Genomic DNA, 19973 nt, shown 5'->3' with positions numbered 1-19973 from the left:
CCCGCAGACGAACCTAGGGCCGACGTCGGCAAACCATCGCGACAAAGTCATGCCCCACATCCGCCAGCGCCGCATCCTCCGCGGCAAAACACCGCTCCAACAACTCCAACGTCTCCGGCGCCCCATCCCGGAAGTTATGGGCGATCCCGGAGAACGCGATATGCAACACCGTGCCCCCGTACGGCCGTTCCTCCACGACCTCGAACTCCCGCCGCAACCCCGGCAGCAACGCCGCCGCGTCCACCGCCTCCGACGGATCGTCCAGCACCATCGCCATCCGACTGGGCCGCACGACCCGCCGCTTGATCCGCCCGTCGGCCAACCGTCGCCGCTCCTCCGGCACCCACGACAACAGCGCGTTGGCCGCGTCGAGTTGGGCGTCCGTCCACTGGAACCGCGTGGGGCCGACGAACTCGTCGATCACGAACAGCCCGTCCGGCTCGATGAGCTGGGCAAGACGGGGCAGCGTCTCGTCGAGATGGTCGAAGTGGTGGAGTGACTGCAAACCCAGCAGCACATCGAAGCGTTCCCCGTCCGCGGTCATCCGGTTGACGTCGGTGACCCGGAAGCGCAGGACGTCGGACAGACCCTCCTCGCCGGCGGCGCGCGTGGCGAAGTCGATGCGTTCCGGCGCCACGTCCACGCCCTCCAGCAGGGAGAACGCACCGGTCTTCGCCCACAGCAGTTCGTTGCCGCCGGTCCCGCACCCCAACGACAGACCCCGCAGATCGGTACGCGGCGCGAAGTGCTTGGCGGCCACGTACTCGGGGAAGGACACCTGCGCGTCACCGGTCATCAGCAGGTTCCATCGCTTGATCACCGACGGAATCGCCCACCACTCGGTCAGCGACGGGTCGACCTGCGACCAGTGCTGCACCACCCGGGCGCCGCCCCGCACCCGCAACTTGGCCAGCACGGAGTCGAGTTCGAGTCTGCGCGCCTTGCGCAGGAGCCGGTCCGCGTCATGTCTGTTGACCAGGTTGTTCAGCATGCGGTCTCCGTTCTCACGGCGATGAGCGACTTGGGGGCACCGAGCACCCGCTCGCTGAGGAGCACCGAGCGCGGAAAGAGATACCGCATCTCGGTACGGGTCAGCAGCTCGATGTTGATCACGGCGTTCATGGCCGACTCCGGACTGTCGGGGCGGCTGTGGACCAGCGGCCAGCGCCGGACGAGGCGGGCCCGGGCGGCGAGCGGCAGGAACTGGAAGCCGGGCGCCACGAAGTGCGGCTCGACGGGGAAGTAGCGGTACGGCGTCTGGATCCAGTGCAGCGGCGCCAGCTGCTCGACCGCGGCGACGAACCTCTGGCGCTGGCTGTGGCCGCCGACGTGCTCGATGGTCGAGTTGGAGAACACCAGGTCGTAGCCGCCCTGGGCGCTCAGTTCGGCGGCGATCTCCGGGTCGGTGACGTCGGCGTTCTCCGCGGTGATCCAGTCGGGCAGGTCGGCGGGGTGCGCCTCCAGGTTGATCAGGTGGACGTGCTTGGCGCGCACCGGAGCCCGCAGCCACATCTCGGCCGTGCCGCCGAGGTCGACGACCCGCATGCCCTCGATGCCGGGGAAGCAGCGCCGGAACCGCTCCCAGCGGGCGACGCGCATCCGTTCGCCCAGCGAGCCGGGGGCGTCGACGAACTTGTTTCTGAGGGCGCGGGACGGGGCCATCGGATCAACCACCTGAGATCGGAGCGGGAGAGAAGGGGAGGAGGGGCACGGGCTGTCACCAGTCCGTGTAAAAGCTGGCCGGATTCACCAGGTACCGGACGGTCGGATGCGGCACATGACGCACCCGGTGCCCGCGCCCGTAACGGTGGATGAGCTCCCAGTCCTCCCGGGGCAGCACCTCCGGTGTCCGGCGCAGCCGGCTGAAGTGCAGGGAGCGCGTGCGGCGGGCGACGAAGGCGTTGGTGTCCAGGAAGGACTCACGGGCGGAGCGGCGCCGGTCGTAGGGGACGGACAGGATGTCCTTCTCGCTGCCGTCCGGCAGTACGCGGCGCAGTGCCGTGTAGACGGCGTCGGGCCCGTCGGAGGCGTCCAGGACCGCCAACGCCCGTTCCAGATGGTCGGGTTCCCACAGGTTGTCGTCGTCCAGGAACGCGACGTACCGCGAACGCGTCAGGCGGATGCCGACGTTGCGCACGACGCCCGCCACTCCGGTGTTGCGGGACAGGGAGACGGCGAACAGCCGGGGGTCGGCGGGGAGTTCGGGCAGTCCGGCGCCGTCGTCGACCACGATCACGACCTGGTCGCGCACGGTCTGGCCGAGGGCCGAGCGCACCGCGGCGAGCAGTGCCTCCGGGCGTCGGTGGGTGGCGATCACCGTCGCCACCCGCGCCGACGGCAGCGACGGGAAGGTGGCGGCCAGCCGCCGGACCTCGGCGTCCTCGACCCGGCGCAGCCGGACCGCGGAAGGCGCGAGCAGCACCTTGTTCCTGGCCTCGAAGAGCACCAGCCAGCCGAACACCGCCTTGAGCAACGTCCACGGTATCCGGACGACGCGGCTCACGAGGCGGGCTCCGGGGTGACGAGGCGGCCGGTGGAGAGCCGGTTGTTGCGCCACACGTTCCCGGCGCCCTTCTCGTTCCAGTGCGCGACCACGCCGTACCCGCCCGACGCGGGATGGAACTCGGTCGAGAAGATGTTGTCGGTGACCCTGATCCCGGTGGCGCCCGTGGAACCGCCGTAGAGGGCGTAGGCGCCGCCGGCGATCCAGTTGTCGTCGACGGTGACGTTGCGGACCACGCCGACGTCCGCGAACAGACCGATGCTGCCGGAGGCGCCCTGCTTGAGGCTGGTCTCGTTGAGCAGGGTGTTGTGGCGGATGAGGAGGTGGCCGGTGTTGCCGCCGCCGCTGATCACCGCGTTGGTGTGCTGCCACTCGCCGCCGAGGTTCACGAACGGCTCGATGTCGTGGACGTAGTTGTCGTGGATGTTGCCCTGCCCCATGGACAGGGCGTCCCCGAACACCGAGATGTCGCACCAGCCGACCTCGATGGAGCTGCCGCCCATGTTCGACACCGCGTAGTCCACACCGCCGTTGTCAGGACCGGTGCCGGGCACGGCCGTGATCGTGGAGTGCAGAACCTTCAGACCGCTGAAGCCGGGGCGCAGGTTGACGCCCCACCAACTGTCCGAGGTGATCTTGGTGTCGATGATGGTGACGTCGTTGGCGTAGATGTCGAGCGCGCCGGTGATGTCCTGGCCCCGGATGACCGTGCCGTCGGTGCGGATGGTCTTGTAGCCGGTCTTCTTGGGGGTGAGGCGGGTGCGGGGTCCGGTGGTGCGGGCGTCGGGGAAGCCGCAGGCTCCGGGGGAGGCGCAGCCGGTCCGGGCCGCGGGCGTGCCGGTCCCGGACTCCTTCGCCGAGGGCTTCGCGGAGGCGGAGGCGGACGCGGAGGACGGCGGGGGCGACGAGGCGGCGGGGGTGCCGGTCGGGTCGCCGATCTCGGCCGACGGCGTGGCGCTCGACGCCGTCGAGGACGCGCTCGTACGGCAGGACGGTGTGTCTTTCGGGCAGCCCGCGGACGCGGACCTGTCCGATCCCGAGCAGGCCGCGGTCGCGACCGTCAGTAAGGCCGCGAGCAGCAGCCCCTGGAGTGAGCGTCGGCTGGTGGGCCGTGACATCCGGGTCACCTCAAGTCCTGTTGGGGAGACCGGACCGGTGCGGTCGCCCGGTGCCGGCCGCGGTGGGCCCGCTCGCCGGGGTCGACGCCGCGCAGGAAGCCGCGGCTGGGCAGGACGCACACCGTGTAGCCGGCCAGGGCGATCGTGCCGATGGCGAGCAGGGCGAGCCGGCTGTCTCCGAACCGGGGCTCCAGGCCGAGGACGACCGCGGCCATCACGGCGCCGCCGAGGAAGGGCCAGGCGCAGGCCCGGGCGATCAGGCCGACGCCGATGCCGCCCCGGCGGAGGGCGATCAGGAACACCGGCACCACCAGGCCGCCGGCGACCAGGACATGGCCCTGGGCGACGCCTGCGGTGCCGTTGAGACGGGCGGCGACGAGCAGTACGGGGATCAGGGCGACCAGCCACAGGCCCTGCACCAGGAAGAGCGAGCGGCGCTGGCCGACCGCGACGAGACAGTCGTAGGCGAGTTCGCTGCCGATCCGGATCAGCCCGAGGGCCATCAGCCACGGCAGCGCACTGGCCGCGGGTGCCCACTGGTCGCCGTAGATCAGCCGGATGACGGGTTCCGCCAGGCCGGCCAGCAGGACGCACAGGGGGACGGTGCCGGTCATCAGGACGCCGAGGGCGCGGCTGAAGCCCTGGGCGAGGGCCTGCGGTGTGTCGGCCAGGCGGGAGAAGCCGGCGAAGGAGACCCGGCGGGCGGCCTCGGAGATGATCCGCACGGGCCAGCCGGAGATGTTGAAGGCGAGGACGTAGAACCCGAGGGAGATGTTGCCCAGCGTCGCGCCGACCACCATGGTGTCGACGTTGACCACCGCGAGGGCCAGCATGCTCGCCCCGGCCAGCGGCAGCCCGAACCGCAGGAGCGCCCGGGCCTGTTCGGGGTTCCAGCCGTACTTCAGGGTGCCCGGCGCGGCCAGCGCGCAGCCGATCAGCGTCACCACGTTCCCGGCGACGGCCCCCACGGCGAAGCTCATCGCGCCCCAGTCCGCGAAGGCCAGCACCAGGGTCACGCCGGTGGCGACGACGAAGTTGAGGCCGTCGATGGCCATCCGCTTGCCCTGCGCGAACTCGCGGGTGAGGAAGCCGCCGGGTACCTGGGCCACCCCGTCGATCAGCACACACAGGCACATCACCCGCAGCACGCCCGCGGCGTCCGGCGAGTCGAGCAGACCGGCCACCGTCGGCGCGGACACGAACAGCGCCACGTACAGCAGACCGCTGGAGAGGGTGCTCAGGGTCAGCACGGTCGGCGCGAACCGGCGTGCGTCCCCCTCCCAGCGCACGATGGCCAGGCCCACGCCCAGTTCGTTCGCGGACAGCAGGACCAGCAGCACGGTCTGGGCGATGCCGTAGACGCCCCACTCCGCGGGGCCCAGGGCGAAGCGGGCCAGCACGATGCCGGTGGCGAAGTTGCCCAGGCGCAGGACGACGGTGTTGATCAGACTCCAGCGGGCCGCCGAACGGACCTTGCGGCCGAGGGACGGTGCGGCGGGTTCTGAGCCAGAGGGCGGAGCGGGAGGTGCGAACACGTCGCCCGTCCCACCCGGCGCGACAGCGGTCCCACCCGGCGCGACAGCGGTCCCACCCGGCGCGACAGCGGTCCCACCCGGCGCGACAGCGGTCCCACCGGGGGCGTCGCTCGTCTCACCGGTCCCGCTGTCCGGTGCGCGGGCGATGTCCATGGGTCGACTCCTCGTCGCGCGGCTCTGCGGCGGATGCTCCGGCCATGACGGGCCGTGGTTCTCTGGGCTGGGCGGCGGCCTGTCCGTCCTTGGCGGCCCGCTCCTGCTCGGCGGCCTGCGACCAGCTCGGCGGACGCCGGATGGCGAGCGTCTCCTCCACCACCGGCACGGTGGTCGACTCCTCCTCGTCCGGCAGGTCCGGCAGGTCGGGCGAGGCCGGTGCACCCGGACGCCGCGGCCTCCTGCGCGCCTCCACGTAGAAGACGGCCACCAGGGTGAGCACCAGCCCCCCGCCACCCGCCATGATCATGTACTCGAGCCGGGTCTTGGTCTGCGCGACCGGGGTCTGCGGGGCCACGATCGTCGTCATACGGATCATGGCCTTCGAGGCGACCGACTGATCCTGCTGGAACTGCTCCAGCCGCTCCTTGGCGTAGGCGGTCAGGATCTTGTCCGAGGACAGCACGGAGGCCTGGTCGGTGCCGGTGACGGTCAGCCACAGCAGCGGCCCCTGCGCGTTGTCGGCGAGCTTCGCCTCGAACGTGCCCTTCGCGCCACGGGACTTGAGCTCCCTCAGCGAGTCGTCGGAGTTGAGGTTGCGCGCCAGGCTGTCGGCCATGCCGGTGAGCGAGGTCTGCGTGCTCAGGAAGGGGTTGCCGTCGTAAGCGACCGTCGCCTTCTGGGAGTTGAGCAGCACCACCGTGCTCTGCGACTGGTAGGTGACGTGCACCACGAGGGTCACACCGAAGACGAGGCCCGCGGTCAGCAGCAGCCCTGGCAGCAGGACGTACCAGCGCCTGCGCATGACGCGGAAGATCTCCGCGAGATCCATGGTCCCCCCTAGTGACCAGATGTTCGACGAGCGTATGTTGCAAGCGGATCATATGGGGAGCGTTCGGTCCGTGGGTCCCGGTTGATCGGTGGGTCTCGGGCGGGTGCTCGAGGTGCCTCCCTTCAGCAGCACCTCGGCGATGCGTTCGCTGGCTCTGCCGTCCCAGAGCTCGGGTCGGCGCGGCGCGGGCGGGGCGTCCAGTACCTGGTGCACGGTGGCCACGATCCGGTCGGGGTCGCGTCCGGCCAGTACGTTGGTGCCCTGCTCGACGGTGATGGGCCGCTCGGTGTTGTCCCGCAGCGTCACGCACGGCACCCCGAGCGCGGTCGTCTCCTCCTGCACACCGCCCGAGTCCGTGAGGACGACACGGGCGGCGTCCTGGAGTGCGATGAAGTCCAGGTACCCGGCGGGCGGGACGAGTTGGATGCCACCGGGGGCGCCCAGCTCGGCCAGCTTGCCGGCCGCGCGGGGATGCACGGGCAGCACGAGCGGGCAGCGGCCCGCGATCTCGCCGAGGGCCTTGAGGAGCCCGGCGAGGATCTCGGGGTCGTCCACGTTGGCGGGCCGGTGCAGGGTCACCAGACCGAACTCGCCCCGGGTCAGCCCGTACCGGTCCAGGACGTCGGAGGCGCGGGCCCGGTCCAGGTTGACCAGCAGCGTGTCGATCATGACGTTGCCGACCAGATGGATCTGGTCCTCCCGGTACCCCTCCGCGCGCAGGTTCTCGACCGCGTCGGGGGAGGGGGCCAGCAGATAGTCGCTGACCCGGTCGGTGGCGACCCGGTTGACCTCCTCCGGCATGCTCCAGTCGCGGCTGCGCAGCCCGGACTCGACATGCGCGAGCAGTGGCCCCGCCTTGGCGGTGACCAGGGCGCAGGCGAGGGTGGAGTTGATGTCGCCGACCACGACGACGATGTCCGGCGCGACCTCTACCAGCAGGGGCTCGAACGCGGTCATCACGCGCCCGGTCTGCTCGGCGTGGCTGCCGGAGCCGACGCCGAGGAAGCGGTCGGGCGGCCGGATGCCGAGGTCGGCGAAGAACACGTCGTTCATGGCCGGGTCGTAGTGCTGCCCGGTGTGGACGAGGAGCACCTCGGCGCCGCGGCGCTCCAGGGCGTCCATCACCGGTTTGATCTTCATGTAGTTGGGGCGGGCCCCGGCTACGCAGACGATGCGCGGCATGGTTCAGAGCACCTCGATCGTGGGTCCGGGGGTCAGGCGACGACGGCAGTCGAGGACGAACGGGGCCTGTTCGGCGATGAGTTCGTAGTCGAAGCCGTCGTGGTCGGTGAGCAGGACCACCACATCGGCGGCGGCCAGCTCCTCCGCGTCCGGCTCGACCCGGACCAGCCGGGCGTCCACCGGCAACCCCTCGACGACATGCGGGTCGGCGGCCCTGACCTGGGCCCCCATGTCGAGGAGCAGTTGGGAGATGCGCAGGGCCGGCGACTCGCGGGCGTCACCGGTGTTCTTCTTGTACGCCAGACCGAGCAGCAGGACGCGCGAGCCGTTGACGGATCTGCGTCTGGCGTTGAACAGGTCGGTGACGCGCCGGGCCACGTACTCCGGCATGTGGTTGTTGATGTCGTTGGCCAGCTCCACGAACCGGAAGCTCTGGCCGAGTTCGCGCTGCACCCGCCAGGACAGGTACGACGGGTCGATCGGCAGGCAGTGACCGCCGACGCCGGGTCCCGGCGTGAACTTCATGAAGCCGAAGGGCTTGCTGGACGCGGCGTCGATGGCCTGCCACACGTCGATGTCCAGGTGGTGGGCGAACATCGCGATCTCGTTGACCAGCGCGATGTTCACATGCCGGAAGGTGTTCTCGAGGAGCTTGGCGAGCTCGGCCTCCTTCGGCGAGCTCACCGGCACGGTGGTGTCGACGAGTTGGGCGTAGAAGTCCTGTACGGCCTTCAGGGACGCCTCGTTGACTCCCGAGACGACCTTCGGCGTCTCCTTGAAGCCCCAGACCGTGTTGCCGGGGTCGATCCGCTCCGGGCTGTACCCGAGATGGAAGTCGGCGCCCGCGGTGAGACCCGAGCCCTCCTCCAGCAGCGGCGCGAACAGCTCCTGGGTGGTGCCGGGGTAGGTGGTCGACTCCAGGACCACCGTGGCGCCGGGGCGCAGATAACGGCCGAGGGTGACCGCCGACTCCTTGATGTACCGCAGATCGGGCGTGCCCTCGTGCAGCGGGGTCGGCACGGTCACGACGGCGACGTCGAAACCGCCGCAGTCGCGGGCCGACTCGCTCGCCCGGTAGGTGCCGTTGTCCAGCGCCGCGCGGACGCGCTCCGAGGAGACGTCCTCCACGAAGGACTCACCGGCGGCGAGGCTCTTGATCCGGCGCGCGTCGACGTCGTACCCGATCACCTCGTGTCCGACCTCGGCGGCGCGGATGGCCAGCGGCAGTCCGACGTATCCCTGTCCCACCACGACGACACGCATCAGTGACTCCTGTTCGCGGGAGCGGTCGACGGGGTGAGCCGGAAACGCTCGCGCGCCGTCATGAGAAGGAAGGCAGCATTGGTGGTGAGGTAGCGCCGGCCCAGGCGGCGCGGTTCCTGGAGCACGCGGTAGAGCCATTCCAGGCCCAGGCGCTGCCAGGCGGCCGGGGCCCGCTTGGTGATCCCGGCCAGGATGTCGAAGGAGCCGCCGACGCCGTGCACCACACGGGCGCCGGTGCGTTCGCCGTACGCGGCGGTGAAGATCTCCTTCTTCGGCGAGGTCATGCCAAGGAAGAGCATCTGGGCGCCGCTGTCGGCGATCGAATCGGCGATCGCCGCCTGCTCGGAGTCGTCGAAGTAGCCGTTGCGGTGGCCCGCCACCTTCAGGCCGGGGAAACGTGCGGCGACCCGCCGCACCATCTCCGCCAGCACCTCCTCCTTGGCGCCGAGGAAGTAGACCGACATGCCCGCCGTCTCCGCCTCGGCCAGCAGCCGCAGGAACAGATCGATCCCGGCCACCCGCTCCGGCAGCGGGGCCTTCAGCACCCGCCCGGCCCAGACCACGGCCTGTCCGTCGGCGAGGACCAGATCGCAGCCGGACACCGCCTTGGCGAGGCGCTCGTCGCGCCGCATGTTCACCAGCTTCGCGGCGTTGACGACACCGATCTCCAACTGCCTGCCGTCCCGCACCGCTTCGAGGCAGCGCTCGACGGTCTGGTCCATGGTCAGTGGGTCCAGCTCGACGCCGAACAGCGTCCGTCTGCCACTCATATGCGGCCCCCCTGCCAGGCGTGGAGCATCCAACCGAACTCGTACGGCCGGCATTCACGGTCCACGGACAGCGGGCGGTAGACCCGGTCCAGGACCCCAAGGCGCAGGCCCGGAACGGCCCGGGTGGTCAGGCCCCGGGCGGCGCGCACGGCCTTCTTCGGGTCGCCCCGGTAGACCTTGCGCCAGGTCACGCCGAGGTCGTCCAGGATCAACGGCTCGCGGACATCCGGGCGTTCGGACAGCTCCGGTACGTCCGTCATCCAGCGCAGGCCCTTGCGGATCGCCGCGCCGAAGTCGCTGCCGCCGGCGTCCGTGAGGTCGAACAGGGCGGTCGGAGCCATCGCGTGCTGGTGGACGCTGTAGACCGGGTAGCCCTCGATGACCCCGCCGGTGCGCGCGTCGTAGTGCCACCACCACTGTCCGCCGTCGCCCTGGAGCTCACAGATCCGCTGGGCGCAGGCCTCGGCCGCGGCGAGCGCCTCGGCGTCCCCGTCGCCGCTCGCGTGCGCGAGGGCCAGGGCCTGGAGCGGATACGTCTGGTCGGCGAAGCAGCTCACATGGGCCCGGTACCAGGGCAGCAGCCCGGGCGCTGTCGCGTGCGGGAACAGCGGACCGGCGCCGATACGGGCCCGCAGCAGCCGGTCGCGGGCCGAGGCGAAACGTCTCTCCACGTCGACCGTGTCACGGGCCGCCGCATAGGCGGACAGCACCCAGGCGGCCTCGACGGTGTACTGCGGCTTGTCGTACGCGTCCAGCGCCTCGACCCGGGCGAGGGCGTCGGACAGCTTGGGGTGGGCGGTCTCGGCGGCGGCCCAGGCGATGAGCGCCGCGTCGCCGAGGTTGGTCACCCCGGGAAGGGATTCCACCAGCAGGCCCGTGAACTCCTGCGCGGTGCGCCCGCCGAGCGCCGCCCGCTGGCGGTCCTCGGGCAGGAAGCGCACGCCGAGCGCGGTGATGGCCGCGTACCGGGTGCTGGTCCCGCGCTGGTCCAGGGTCCAGGAACCGTCGGGCGCCCGCCGCCCGGCCATGGTGAAGGCGAAGGCCTCCTTGCCGGGCAGCAGCATCGCCGGGAGACCCAACTCCGCCACCGTGAGGAGACGTTGGGCGAGCGCGAGCAGCGACGGTTCTTCACGACCGAGCGCGGCCAGACGTGACATGGTCATCTTTGGGACACACCAACCCCCCTGTGGGCCCTGTGTTGGACAGACTGGTGAAACGTCGGGCCACATTCGGCCAACGACGGAAGGCTGACGTCAGGCGCCGGAGCGGCTGTCACTCCTGGACGCGGACACAGGTGTCCCCACCACCCCGTAACCCCCCCTGGGCACTACTGGCTTGTGCGGTCATTGTGCATGGTCTGCACACTTCGCACACATGTTATGCCTGTAGATGTTCGATGATTTGGCCTTTGAGGGAAACAGTTGGGAACGGCTGGAAACAGGAGTCATGCGCGCTCGACGAGCCCGCCGTCCTTCTCGTCGTACAGCCCGCCCGTCTCCGGGCACTCCCACGTGCCCGGATCCCGTTCCACCAGGCGTACGCCGGCCCGCCCGACCCAGCCGATCCGGCGCGCCGGCACACCCGCCACGAGTGCGAAGTCCGGGACGTCCTTGGTCACCACGGCCCCCGCCGCGACCAACGCCCAACGACCGATGTGGACCGGGGCCACACAGACCGAACGGGCCCCGACGGAGGCCCCGTCGGCCACGGTGACGGCCACCGCCTCCCAGTCACCGCCGCGCTTCAGCTTCCCCTCGGTATCCACGGAACGGGGGAAGTAGTCGTTGGTGAACACGGCCGCCGGGCCGACGAACACCCCGTCCCCGAGCACCGCGGGCTCGTACACCAGGGCGTAGTTCTGCAGCTTCACGTTGTCACCGATCCGCACCCCGGGACCGACGTAGGCCCCCCGGCCCACGATGCATCCGCCGCCCAGCCGGGCGTCCTCGCGGATCTGGGCCAGGTCCCAGACCGTCGTCCCGTCGCCGAGGACGGCCGTCTCGTCGACCTGGGCGGTGGGCTGAATTCTGACGTTCATCGGGCGGAACCCTTCTTCAAGTCGCACGGAGCGCTCATCATCGATCACCGATCGCTCGCTGGCTACGGGTCGAAGGGTTCCGCCGCGTCATGGCCATGCATCCGGCCACTCGGGGTGAACGCGGGGCCTACTCCCCGGAAGGCGCCGGTAGTGCGACCCCCAGGGCCACCGGTGTCCCGAAGTTCGGCGTGCCGTCCGCGTTCCAGGTGAACTTCTGCGCCCGGGTCGTCCGGTTCATGTCGCAACCGCCGCTCGTGGAGTTGTTGGCGTGGTAGACGATCCAGTCCTCGGTCCCGTCCGGCGACTTGAAGAAGCCGTTGTGTCCGGGCCCGTAGACGCCGCCTGCGTTGGACCGCTGGAACACCGGGTTCGGCGACTTCACCCAGGACGCGGAGTCGAGCGGATCACCGCCGTTGTAGGTGAGCATGCCCAGCTTGTAGTCGGGTGTGGAGCAGTGGCTGGCGGAGTAGACGATGAACGTCTTCCCGTTGCGCTGGAGCACCTCCGCACCCTCGTTGACCGCGCCGCCCACCGTCTCCCAGCTGTAGGTCGGCGTGGACAGGACGCGGCGGGTGCCGCTCGCGGTCCACGGGTTGGACAGCGGGCGGATGAACATCGGCTGCGAGCCGTTGTAGAAGGTGCCCAGCAGATAGAGCTGCCCGTTGAGCTGGAGGATGCTCGGGTCCAGCTCCCAGGTGTTGTCCTGCGTCGGGTCGAGCAGATCGGCCTTGAAGGAGTAGGGGCCCATCGGGTCGAGGCCCGCGCTCTCCAGCACGTGGATGCGCTGGGTGCCGAGGTCGTACGGTTCCCGCCCGGCGGTGTAGTAGAAGTACCACCGCTTGCCGTTGGGACCGTCCAGCAGATGGAACTCCGGCGCCCACATGGTGCCCGCCCCGTTGGGCCGGGTCAGGTTGAAGATCACCTGGTCCGTCGCCGTGGCGAGCCCGGCGAGGGTGCTGGACCTGCGCATGGTGATCGTCGAGTTCCAGGTGGTCGTGGCCAGGTAGTAGGAGCCGTCGTAGTACGTCAGCCAGGGGTCGGGGCCGTGCTGGGAGAGCGGGTTGGTGTACGTCTTCGCCGCGCCCCCGGTGAACGCGGGCAGCCGCCACACCCTGCCGTTCGCCGCACTGCACGGCAGCTGCACCAGGTTGGTGTTGGACGCCGACGAACCCCCGCTCGGTGTCACGCACTTGCCGGAGCTGACGGCGACCAGGTTGAAGGTCCTGTCGGTACCGCTCACCGACACCGGCACCAGCCGCCACTGCTGGTTGGTGCCGCCGTGGCAGGGCCACTGGATGATCGCCGCGTTGTCGGCGGTCGAGGCACCGTACACGTCGACGCACTGGCCGGACTGCGTGGTGATCGTGTAGACGTCGGTCGTCCCGGAGACCGGCGTGAAGCTGAAATTCTGGTTCGCGCCGGAGCTACAGGTGAACGCACGCAGTTGCGCACCGGCCGTGGTCGAACTGCCGGGCGGGTCCAGGCAGTTGCCGCCGTTCTGGTTCACGCCGGTCGACGTGAACGCGACGGCGGCGGCAGCGGTCGACGGCGCCACCAGGAAGGCGACCGCGAGCGTGAGCAGGGCGATGAGCGCGGACAGACATCTGGAACGGGTCACGGGCCGTACACCTTTGCTTCCAGGAGGCCGACGGAGTTCGTGCCGTTGCTGGTGAGCAGCACCCGTAGTCGGGTGGTGCTCGTCGCGGTGAAGGTGACGCTGTTGTACTGGTTCCTGGTGAGCGAGTACGTGCTCGGGCCCGGGACGTCGACGTAGGAACTGCCGTTCCAGTACTGGAGTTTCCAGGCGGAGGGCATGTCGATGCCCTGGTCGTCGTCGAAGAAGTAGACGTCCGCCTTGTTGAGCGCCCTGGCGGTCGGCCAGGTCAGCTCCGCCCACTGCTGGCCCGTCTCCGGCCAGGTGCCCCAGCGCGGGTTGACGGTGTCGTTGGACGACGGCGGATCGACGCCGTCGTTGATCGCGGTGACGGCCTCCCAGGGTGAGGTGTACGACGCGGTCGGCGTCGCCGACGTCGCCTGGTTGGCGGGTGGCTGCACCCCGCCCCGGTTGTAGATCTTCACCTCGGTCAGGCCGGTCCTGGCGCCGGAGGCGTTGGTGGCGAGGACACGGACGCGCTGGGCGCTGATCGCCGGGAACTGCACCAGGTTGTAGTTGGCGCGGGGTGCGGCCGGACTCCTGGTCTGGCTCGGCACGTTCACCCACGCACTGCCGTTGTAGTACTGGACGGCGTACGAGGAGGGGGCCCGGTAGGTGGTGCTCGCGGGGCGGCTGTCCTTGAAGTACAGACGCACCTCGTTGAGGGTGCGCGCGGTGCCGAGGTTGAGTTCGTACCAGTCCTGGTTGTTGGCGGAGCCGCCCGCGCCCCAGAAGGGCTCGTTGGTGGGGTAGCCGTCGACCGCGCCGGCCACGCTGCTGCCGGAGCCGGTGGAGGAGGCGGACACGGTCGCCCCGGCGGCCAGGTTGGTCAGGTCGGCGGTGAGGTCGACGCCGGCCTTGGCGAGCATGTCGACCATGCGGGGGCTGTCCTGCACGACCTGGTTGGGGGCCTTGAGGCCGGGCACCGCGATGTGGTGCGTGACCGTGCCGCTGGTGGTCACGTCACCCGTGGCCGGGTCCCAGGTGAGGGGGACCAGCGAGTTGACGGTGGCGACGCGGTTGCCGTCGACGTAGATCGAGTAGCCCTCCGGGATGCCCGGGTAGCGCACCACGCCGTCGGCCGGGTCGTCCCACACGATGGACAGGTCGGCGCCCCGGTAGCGCAGGTTGTTGACGGTGAAGTGGTCCCAGCCGATGTTGATGGGGGAGAGCTCCACCTTGGCGTCGTTGCGCGGCCTGAGCCCCGCCACGTCCTCGATGACCGTCCAGTTGCTGCTGCCCAGGATGTTGTGGTGGATCCAGGAGCGGTAGTCGATCGAGCTGCCGTTCCAGTCAGCCCAGAACTCGTTGGCGTCCGGCCACTGCGTGTTGCCGCCGACGTACTGCGCCCAGGTGTTCCAGTACAGCAGCTTCTTGTAGTCGTTCGCGCTCATCCAGGAGTTGGGATAGTTGCGCAGCACCGACGAGTACAGCCGGAACTGGACCGTGGAGTTGATGGTCGAGAAGTTGTTGGAGCCGGGGTTCCCGGCGTCGGCCGCAGCCTGCTTGTCGACCTGGTTGGCGGTGTAGAACGGGAACACCGGGTACTGCGCCGGGTCGTCGTACAGCCGCAGCGCCTGTTTGTAGGTGTCGGTGTTGGGGATCGCGCCGACCGAGAACGGGTAGTAGTTGTTGATCTCCTTCCAAGGAACCCATTCATTGGTCGACTTGAGCCGGTGCTCGAACAACTGCCGGTTCGGATTCCACAGGACGTTGACGATGGCATCCTTGATCTGCGTCGCCAGCGTGCGCATCTCCGTGGCCTTGGCCGTGTTGCCGGTCGCCTCGTAGGCCTGCGCGGCGGCGAGCGCGCCGCTGTACTGGTAGGCGGACTCGGCGCGGTCCATGGTGCCGGACTTCCAGTGGAAGGAGACGGCGTCGGCGTCGTTGCCGGTCAGCGCGCCCCAGTCGTACTCGATGAGCTTGTTGTTGTCGTGGTCGTAGTAGGCGAGCTGACCCTTCACATCGCCCTCGGCGTAGTGTGCGAGCTGGGCGGCTATGGCGGGCTGGCCGCCGTGGATCTGGTAGCTCTTCCAGGCCGCCTCGGCGATGTACTGGGTGTAGCTGTTGGACCAGTTCTCCGGATCGCCGGGGTTGTCGAGGAACCGGGCGCCCTTGGACGTCTGGCCGACGCTCAGCCAGTCCCCGTACGAATAGGCCGGATTGCGCAGGTACTTGAGGTCGTCGATGTGCATCGGCTGGGTCAGCGCGATCGCGTTGTTGTAGCCGAGGGCGCCCTCGACGGAGGTCGGGAACTGGAAGGTCTGCCCGGGGATGTCCGCGTCGAGGTTGTTGAAGCGCATCAGCCACCAGCGGTAATAAATGTTCTTCTTGATCGCCGGTTCGGGCACGTCGATGTAGGGCACGTTCTGCGCCCACCACAGGTTGTACGCGCGCACGTGGGTGGCGAAGGCGGTCGCGGGGGAGTAGCCGGCGTAGGCGCTGTACTCGGTGAGCGACTCGGGGATCTCGTCGGTGACGAAGCCCATCACCACCTTGGTGGTCACGGTCGCGCCGGCCGCGATGGTCACGGACCGGTTCAGGCCACCGCCCGACACCGTGAAGCCGTCGCCGGTGAGGCGGGGGCGGAGGGTGGTGAGGTTGTTGTACGCGTTGACCTGGCCGGTCAGCTCACTGCCGCTGCCGGTCGTGGCGTAGGGCGAGGTCGCCCGCAGTTGCAGGGTGGTCGCGCTGCTGCCGTTGTTCTTGATCGCCAGGTTGGTGACCGCGACGTTGTTGTCGGTGATGAACTTGGTCTGCTCGACCGAGATGGTCCCGCTGGTGTGGACGCTCTTCCAGTGGCTGGGCGTCTGCCGCCGCTGGGCGACCTGCTCGGTGAAGGTGCCCGGGGTGATCGCCACCGTGTAGGCGTTGTTGTCGTTGACGCTCTCCCAGTAGGCGACATGGCCGCCGAAGCCCAGCACCGCCGGATCGTGCGTCTTCATGAACAGCGCCCGTCCGCGGCTCATCAGCCAGGGCCCGGCCGGGTCGTTGCCGGTGCGGGCGAGCAGACGGTCCATCCAGAAGTCGGTGCCCGAGCTCTCGGCGTCGTAGACGGCACGCATCATGTCGCCCGTCGTCTGGGCGACCGGCGGCGCGGGGATCGCGGGGCCGTTGAAGGTGGGGAAGCCGATGGTCTGCGCGGCCCGGGCCGCGGGCGTCGCGGTCAGGACGGAACCGATCAGGAGTGCCAGGACGACTGGCAGGCGCTGTAAGCCGGACTCTGTTCGTCTTCGCATCGGGCTCCCCTTTGCTGAAACGACGGCTCTGAAACGAACCTAAAAGGTTTTCGCAACGTAGGAGCGAGCTGAGGGAGTGTCAAGGGAGGTGGGGGGGGGAGGGGAGTTGGCGCATCCGCGCTTCAGGACAGGTGGGCCGTGGACCCGCGGATCGCCACCCGGCAGGGCAGCGCCTCGACCCCCGGGCGCGGCGAGCCGGCGATCGCGCCGAACAGAGCCTGGGCCGCGGCCCGCCCCACCTGCTCCAGGTTCATGTCCACGCTGGTCAGCAGCGGACGGCAACCGGACGTCATCACCTGCCAGTTGTCGAAGCCCATCACCGCCACGTCCTCCGGCACCCGCTGTCCCCGCTCACGCAGCACGTCCACCACGCCCCGGGCGATCTGGTCGTTGCCGCACAGCACGGCGTCGACGTCCGGGTGCTGGTCGAGCAGCAGCGCGACCGCGGCCCGCCCCCACCCCTCCGACCACGACCCGAAACGGGGTTCGCCGACCAGCGAGAACCCCGCGTCGGCGAGTGCCGCCCGCGCCCCCGCGACCCGGTCGTGCGCCGCCGCGTACCCCGGGTCGCCGGTGATGTGCGCGATCCGTGTCCGGCCGCAGGCCAGCAGATGCTGCACCGCGATCCGCCCGGCGTCCACGTTGTCCGGCACGATCGACAGATCCTCCGGATCGTCCGAGGGTGCGTAGGCGTACACCACCGGTACGGGCAGGCCGCGGCCCAGGGACGGACGCGGGTCGGTCCGGCTGCCCACGACGATCAGACCGTCGACCCGGCGCCCCAACAGGGCCCGCACATGGTGCTGTTCACGGATCGCGTCACCCCGGGCGTCGCACAGGAACACCGCCACCTCGCCCGCTCCGAACGCGTCCTCGGCGCCCATCAGTATCGGGATGCTGAACCGGCCCTCCAGGTCGCTGGTGAGCAGCCCGACCGTGCCGGTCCGCCCCGCGAGCAGGCCCCGGGCCAGCTGGTTGGGCCGGAACGACAGCCGCTCCGCCGCCTCGATCACCCGCTGCCTGGTCTCGGCGCGCACCTGGCTGCGGCCGTTGAGGGCCTTGGACGCGGTGGCGACGGACACGCCTGCCAGCCGGGCGACGTCGGAGAGCGTGGCGGTGTGCGAGCGGGCCGGGCCGGGCGCAGATGTCATGAGGAGGTCTCCTGTCTCACGTCGCGTCCCTAAACCGTACGCGAGATGTTTCGGCCCACACCCGAAACTCGTCTCCTGCACAGAGGGCGGAGGGGGCCTGAAACTCTCCTCGTGCACAGGGGATTGACGGGTATTCACCTCGGCTCTAGCTTGACGAAAGCCTTTTCGGCTCGTTTCTTCCCGGTGCGCGTTCACGGAGGGAGATCGTCATGGGGAGCCCGACTGGATCGCGCGGCCCTGTCCGCCGCCTCGTCACCACGGCCGCCGCCTTGCTGACCGTGGCCGGCCTGGTCACCGCCTGCGGCTCAGGGGACGACGGCAAGGACGACGGCGGTGGGGGCGGCGGCTCCGCCACGCACGTGAACGGCGTCGACGACGGCGCCACCCTCACGATGTGGACCCGCGCGGCCACCCGTCCGCAGAGCGAGGCGCTGGTCAAGGCGTACAACGACAGCCACAAGAACAAGATCGAACTCACCGTCGTCCCCACCGACGACTACCAGGCCAAGGTGGGCGCCGCGGCCGGCTCCCGCGACCTGCCCGACCTGTTCGCCTCGGACGTCGTGTTCGTGCCGAACTACACCTCCAGCGGCCTCTTCGCCGACCTCACGAATCGCATCGACAAGCTGCCCTTCGCCGACAGCCTCGCCCAGTCGCACATCAAGGCCGGGACGTACGAGGGCAAGAAGTACGTCGTCCCGCACACCCTCGATCTGTCGGTGCTGTTCTACAACAAGGACCTCTACCGCAAGGCGAAGCTCGACCCCGAGAAGCCGCCCACCACACTCGCCGAATGGGACCGGCAGGCACGGGCAGTGGACGCCCTGGGCGGCGGAGTCGACGGCACCTTCTTCGGCGGCAACTGCGGCGGCTGCGGTGTCTTCACCTGGTGGCCGTCCATCTGGGCCGCCGGCCAGGACGTCCTCGACAAGGACGGCACCGCCGCGACCCTCGACTCGCCCACCGCGCAGCAGGTGTACGACACCTATCGCGGCTGGGTCAAGGACGACATCGTCGCCCCCGGCGCCCGCGACGAGACCGGCGCGACCTGGACCGGTGTCTTCCCCAAGGGCAAGGTCGGCGTGATGCCCATGCCGTCCACCACCCTCGGCCTGATGCCCAAGGACCTCGACCTCGGCGTGGCGCCGATCCCCGGACCCGACGGCGGCAAGGCCACCTTCGTCGGCGGGGACTCCATCGGCATCGCCGCCACCAGCAAGAAGGCCGACCAGGCCTGGAACTTCCTCGCCTGGTCCGTCGGCGACAAGGCACAGGTCGACGTGGTCGCCGCACACAAGGACGTGGTGGCGCGCACCGACCTCGCCTCCAACAAGTACTCCGCCGCCGACCCCCGCCTGGTCACCATCAACCAGCTCGTCGCCGACGGGCACACGCCGTACGCCCTGAAGTTCGGCCAGACCTTCAACGACCCCAACGGGCCCTGGCTGACGCTGATGCGCGACGCCGTCTTCGGCGACGGGGCCAACGTGCGGAAGGACAACGAGGCGGTCAGCGCCTCACTGGCCGACTGAGCAGACCGGACGTCCTGCCGACCGACTGGAGAGCCATGCAGGTGAAGGCGCCCGACCGCACGGCCGCCGACCACCGGGCCGGGCCCGAAGAGCGCCCGGCCCGCCGATCCCGTACGACCCGACCCCTGTGGCGCTCCCGCACGCTCCAGGGGATCGGATACGCGGCCCCGACCGCCGTCTACGTCGCCGTCTTCTTCGTCCTGCCCCTGCTCCTGGTCGGCCGGATGTCCCTGAACGACTGGCCGTTGATAGCGGGCGACCAGGGCGGCAACGCCCCCGAGAACTTCACGGACGTCACCGACAGCACCCTGTTCTGGCCCGCCGTCCGCTTCACACTCCTCTACACCGCGCTCGTCACCGTCGTACTCCTCGGACTCGCCCTCCTGCTCGCCCTGCTGGTCCAGGAGTCCCGCCCCGGCGCCGGGTTCTTCCGCACCGTCTACTTCCTGCCCGGGGCCCTCGGTCTCGCCTCCGCGTCGCTGCTCTTCTGGGGCCTCTACAGCCCCACCACCGGCCCCGTCAGCCGCACCCTGGAAAAACTGGGCCTGGTCGACGACCCGGTGTCCTTCCTCGGCACACCGACCTCCGCGCTGCTGTCCACGGTGTTCCTGGTCGTCTGGAAGTTCGCCGGCTTCTACATGCTGATCCTGCTGGTCGGCCTGCAACGCATCCCGCACGAGCTGTACGAGGCCGCGCGCATGGACGGAGCGAGCCGCGGCCAGATCTTCCGCGGCATCACGCTGCCGCTCCTCCGCCCCTCCCTCGCACTGTCGTTGCTGCTGTGCGTGACCGGATCGCTGCTCGCCTTCGACCAGTTCTTCGTCCTCACCAAGGGCGGACCGGACAACAGCACCGTCACCATCGTGCAGTTGATCTACCGCGAGGCGTTCCAGCGGCTGAACCTCGGTACCGCCGCGGCCCTGTCGATCCTCGTTCTCGCCGCACTGCTGCTGCTCAACGCCGCCCAGTTCCGCGGTCTGCACCGCGCCGACGAGTCATGAGG

Annotated in this window: 16 protein-coding genes; 2 read left to right on the top strand and 14 right to left on the bottom strand. The window is 69.8% G+C overall.

All coding sequences use genetic code 11. The features are described 5' to 3' along the window. Positions 1-13 precede the first annotated feature (13 nt). The 14 genes from OG885_RS05885 to OG885_RS05820 form a co-directional block, all read right to left on the bottom strand. On the bottom strand, positions 14-991 hold the full coding sequence (locus OG885_RS05885; RefSeq protein WP_405727073.1) for an SAM-dependent methyltransferase: 978 nt from the start codon (positions 989-991) through the stop codon (positions 14-16). Beyond that, positions 985-1662 (bottom strand): class I SAM-dependent methyltransferase, encoded by a 678-nt coding sequence (locus OG885_RS05880; protein ID WP_405727070.1) that lies wholly within the window; start codon positions 1660-1662, stop codon positions 985-987. The genes OG885_RS05885 and OG885_RS05880 overlap by 7 nt, the downstream gene beginning before the upstream one ends. Before the next feature lie 55 nt (positions 1663-1717). Then, on the bottom strand, positions 1718-2503 hold the full coding sequence (locus OG885_RS05875; RefSeq protein WP_405727067.1) for a glycosyltransferase family 2 protein: 786 nt from the start codon (positions 2501-2503) through the stop codon (positions 1718-1720). Next, positions 2500-3621 carry a hypothetical protein gene (locus tag OG885_RS05870; protein ID WP_405727064.1) on the bottom strand — a complete coding sequence of 374 codons (1122 nt, stop codon included), beginning with the start codon at positions 3619-3621 and terminating at the stop codon, positions 2500-2502. Before OG885_RS05870 ends, OG885_RS05875 begins: the two co-directional genes overlap by 4 nt. Positions 3622-3626: 5 nt before the next feature. Beyond that, positions 3627-5156 (bottom strand): lipopolysaccharide biosynthesis protein, encoded by a 1530-nt coding sequence (locus OG885_RS05865; protein WP_405727061.1) that lies wholly within the window; start codon positions 5154-5156, stop codon positions 3627-3629. Between the two features lie 115 nt (positions 5157-5271). Next, entirely contained in the window at positions 5272-6141 is an 870-nt protein-coding gene (locus OG885_RS05860) for a chain length determinant protein (RefSeq protein WP_405727058.1), read from the bottom strand. A gap of 48 nt (positions 6142-6189) precedes the next feature. Further along, positions 6190-7323, bottom strand: coding sequence for a non-hydrolyzing UDP-N-acetylglucosamine 2-epimerase (wecB, locus tag OG885_RS05855; protein WP_405727055.1), 1134 nt, complete (start codon positions 7321-7323; stop codon positions 6190-6192). 3 nt (positions 7324-7326) lie between these two features. After that, on the bottom strand, positions 7327-8586 hold the full coding sequence (locus tag OG885_RS05850) for a nucleotide sugar dehydrogenase (RefSeq protein ID WP_405727052.1): 1260 nt from the start codon (positions 8584-8586) through the stop codon (positions 7327-7329). Further along, positions 8586-9356 (bottom strand): WecB/TagA/CpsF family glycosyltransferase, encoded by a 771-nt coding sequence (locus tag OG885_RS05845; protein ID WP_405727049.1) that lies wholly within the window; start codon positions 9354-9356, stop codon positions 8586-8588. The genes OG885_RS05850 and OG885_RS05845 overlap by 1 nt, the downstream gene beginning before the upstream one ends. Next, complete coding sequence (locus tag OG885_RS05840) at positions 9353-10519, bottom strand: hypothetical protein (RefSeq protein WP_405727046.1); 1167 nt, start codon at positions 10517-10519, stop codon at positions 9353-9355. Before OG885_RS05840 ends, OG885_RS05845 begins: the two co-directional genes overlap by 4 nt. Positions 10520-10800: 281 nt before the next feature. Next, a complete protein-coding gene (locus tag OG885_RS05835; protein ID WP_405727043.1) occupies positions 10801-11394 on the bottom strand; it encodes an acyltransferase in 594 nt (197 codons plus the stop codon). Between the two features lie 127 nt (positions 11395-11521). Then, the gene (locus tag OG885_RS05830) at positions 11522-13012 is read right to left on the bottom strand and encodes a family 43 glycosylhydrolase (RefSeq protein ID WP_405727040.1); all 1491 of its coding nucleotides are present in this window, start codon (positions 13010-13012) and stop codon (positions 11522-11524) included. Beyond that, positions 13009-16287 carry a discoidin domain-containing protein gene (locus OG885_RS05825; RefSeq protein ID WP_405727037.1) on the bottom strand — a complete coding sequence of 1093 codons (3279 nt, stop codon included), beginning with the start codon at positions 16285-16287 and terminating at the stop codon, positions 13009-13011. Before OG885_RS05825 ends, OG885_RS05830 begins: the two co-directional genes overlap by 4 nt. A 122-nt stretch (positions 16288-16409) precedes the next feature. Then, entirely contained in the window at positions 16410-17438 is a 1029-nt protein-coding gene (locus OG885_RS05820; RefSeq protein WP_405727035.1) for a LacI family DNA-binding transcriptional regulator, read from the bottom strand. Positions 17439-17647: 209 nt separating this feature from the next. On the opposite strand from OG885_RS05820, the gene OG885_RS05815 reads away from it, so the two are divergent. Together OG885_RS05815 and OG885_RS05810 are read left to right on the top strand one after the other, a co-directional pair. Further along, complete coding sequence (locus tag OG885_RS05815; RefSeq protein ID WP_405727032.1) at positions 17648-18970, top strand: ABC transporter substrate-binding protein; 1323 nt, start codon at positions 17648-17650, stop codon at positions 18968-18970. A gap of 35 nt (positions 18971-19005) precedes the next feature. Next, entirely contained in the window at positions 19006-19971 is a 966-nt protein-coding gene (locus tag OG885_RS05810) for a carbohydrate ABC transporter permease (protein ID WP_405727029.1), read from the top strand. Positions 19972-19973: the final 2 nt, after the last annotated feature.

Origin of the sequence: Streptomyces sp. NBC_00028, from assembly GCF_045041065.1 — a bacterium.
Classification (GTDB): Bacteria; Actinomycetota; Actinomycetes; order Streptomycetales; family Streptomycetaceae; genus Streptomyces.
This window is presented reverse-complemented; position numbering and strand designations above follow the sequence as displayed.

Coding starts and splice junctions, on each gene's coding strand:
- OG885_RS05885 (WP_405727073.1), bottom strand. CDS start 991: ATGCTGAACAACCTGGTCAACAGACATGACGCGGACCGGCTCCTGCGC.
- OG885_RS05880 (WP_405727070.1), bottom strand. CDS start 1,662: ATGGCCCCGTCCCGCGCCCTCAGAAACAAGTTCGTCGACGCCCCCGGC.
- OG885_RS05870 (WP_405727064.1), bottom strand. CDS start 3,621: ATGTCACGGCCCACCAGCCGACGCTCACTCCAGGGGCTGCTGCTCGCG.
- OG885_RS05860 (WP_405727058.1), bottom strand. CDS start 6,141: ATGGATCTCGCGGAGATCTTCCGCGTCATGCGCAGGCGCTGGTACGTC.
- wecB (WP_405727055.1), bottom strand. CDS start 7,323: ATGCCGCGCATCGTCTGCGTAGCCGGGGCCCGCCCCAACTACATGAAG.
- OG885_RS05850 (WP_405727052.1), bottom strand. CDS start 8,586: ATGCGTGTCGTCGTGGTGGGACAGGGATACGTCGGACTGCCGCTGGCC.
- OG885_RS05845 (WP_405727049.1), bottom strand. CDS start 9,356: ATGAGTGGCAGACGGACGCTGTTCGGCGTCGAGCTGGACCCACTGACC.
- OG885_RS05840 (WP_405727046.1), bottom strand. CDS start 10,519: ATGACCATGTCACGTCTGGCCGCGCTCGGTCGTGAAGAACCGTCGCTG.
- OG885_RS05835 (WP_405727043.1), bottom strand. CDS start 11,394: ATGAACGTCAGAATTCAGCCCACCGCCCAGGTCGACGAGACGGCCGTC.
- OG885_RS05825 (WP_405727037.1), bottom strand. CDS start 16,287: ATGCGAAGACGAACAGAGTCCGGCTTACAGCGCCTGCCAGTCGTCCTG.
- OG885_RS05820 (WP_405727035.1), bottom strand. CDS start 17,438: ATGACATCTGCGCCCGGCCCGGCCCGCTCGCACACCGCCACGCTCTCC.
- OG885_RS05815 (WP_405727032.1), top strand. CDS start 17,648: ATGGGGAGCCCGACTGGATCGCGCGGCCCTGTCCGCCGCCTCGTCACC.
- OG885_RS05810 (WP_405727029.1), top strand. CDS start 19,006: ATGCAGGTGAAGGCGCCCGACCGCACGGCCGCCGACCACCGGGCCGGG.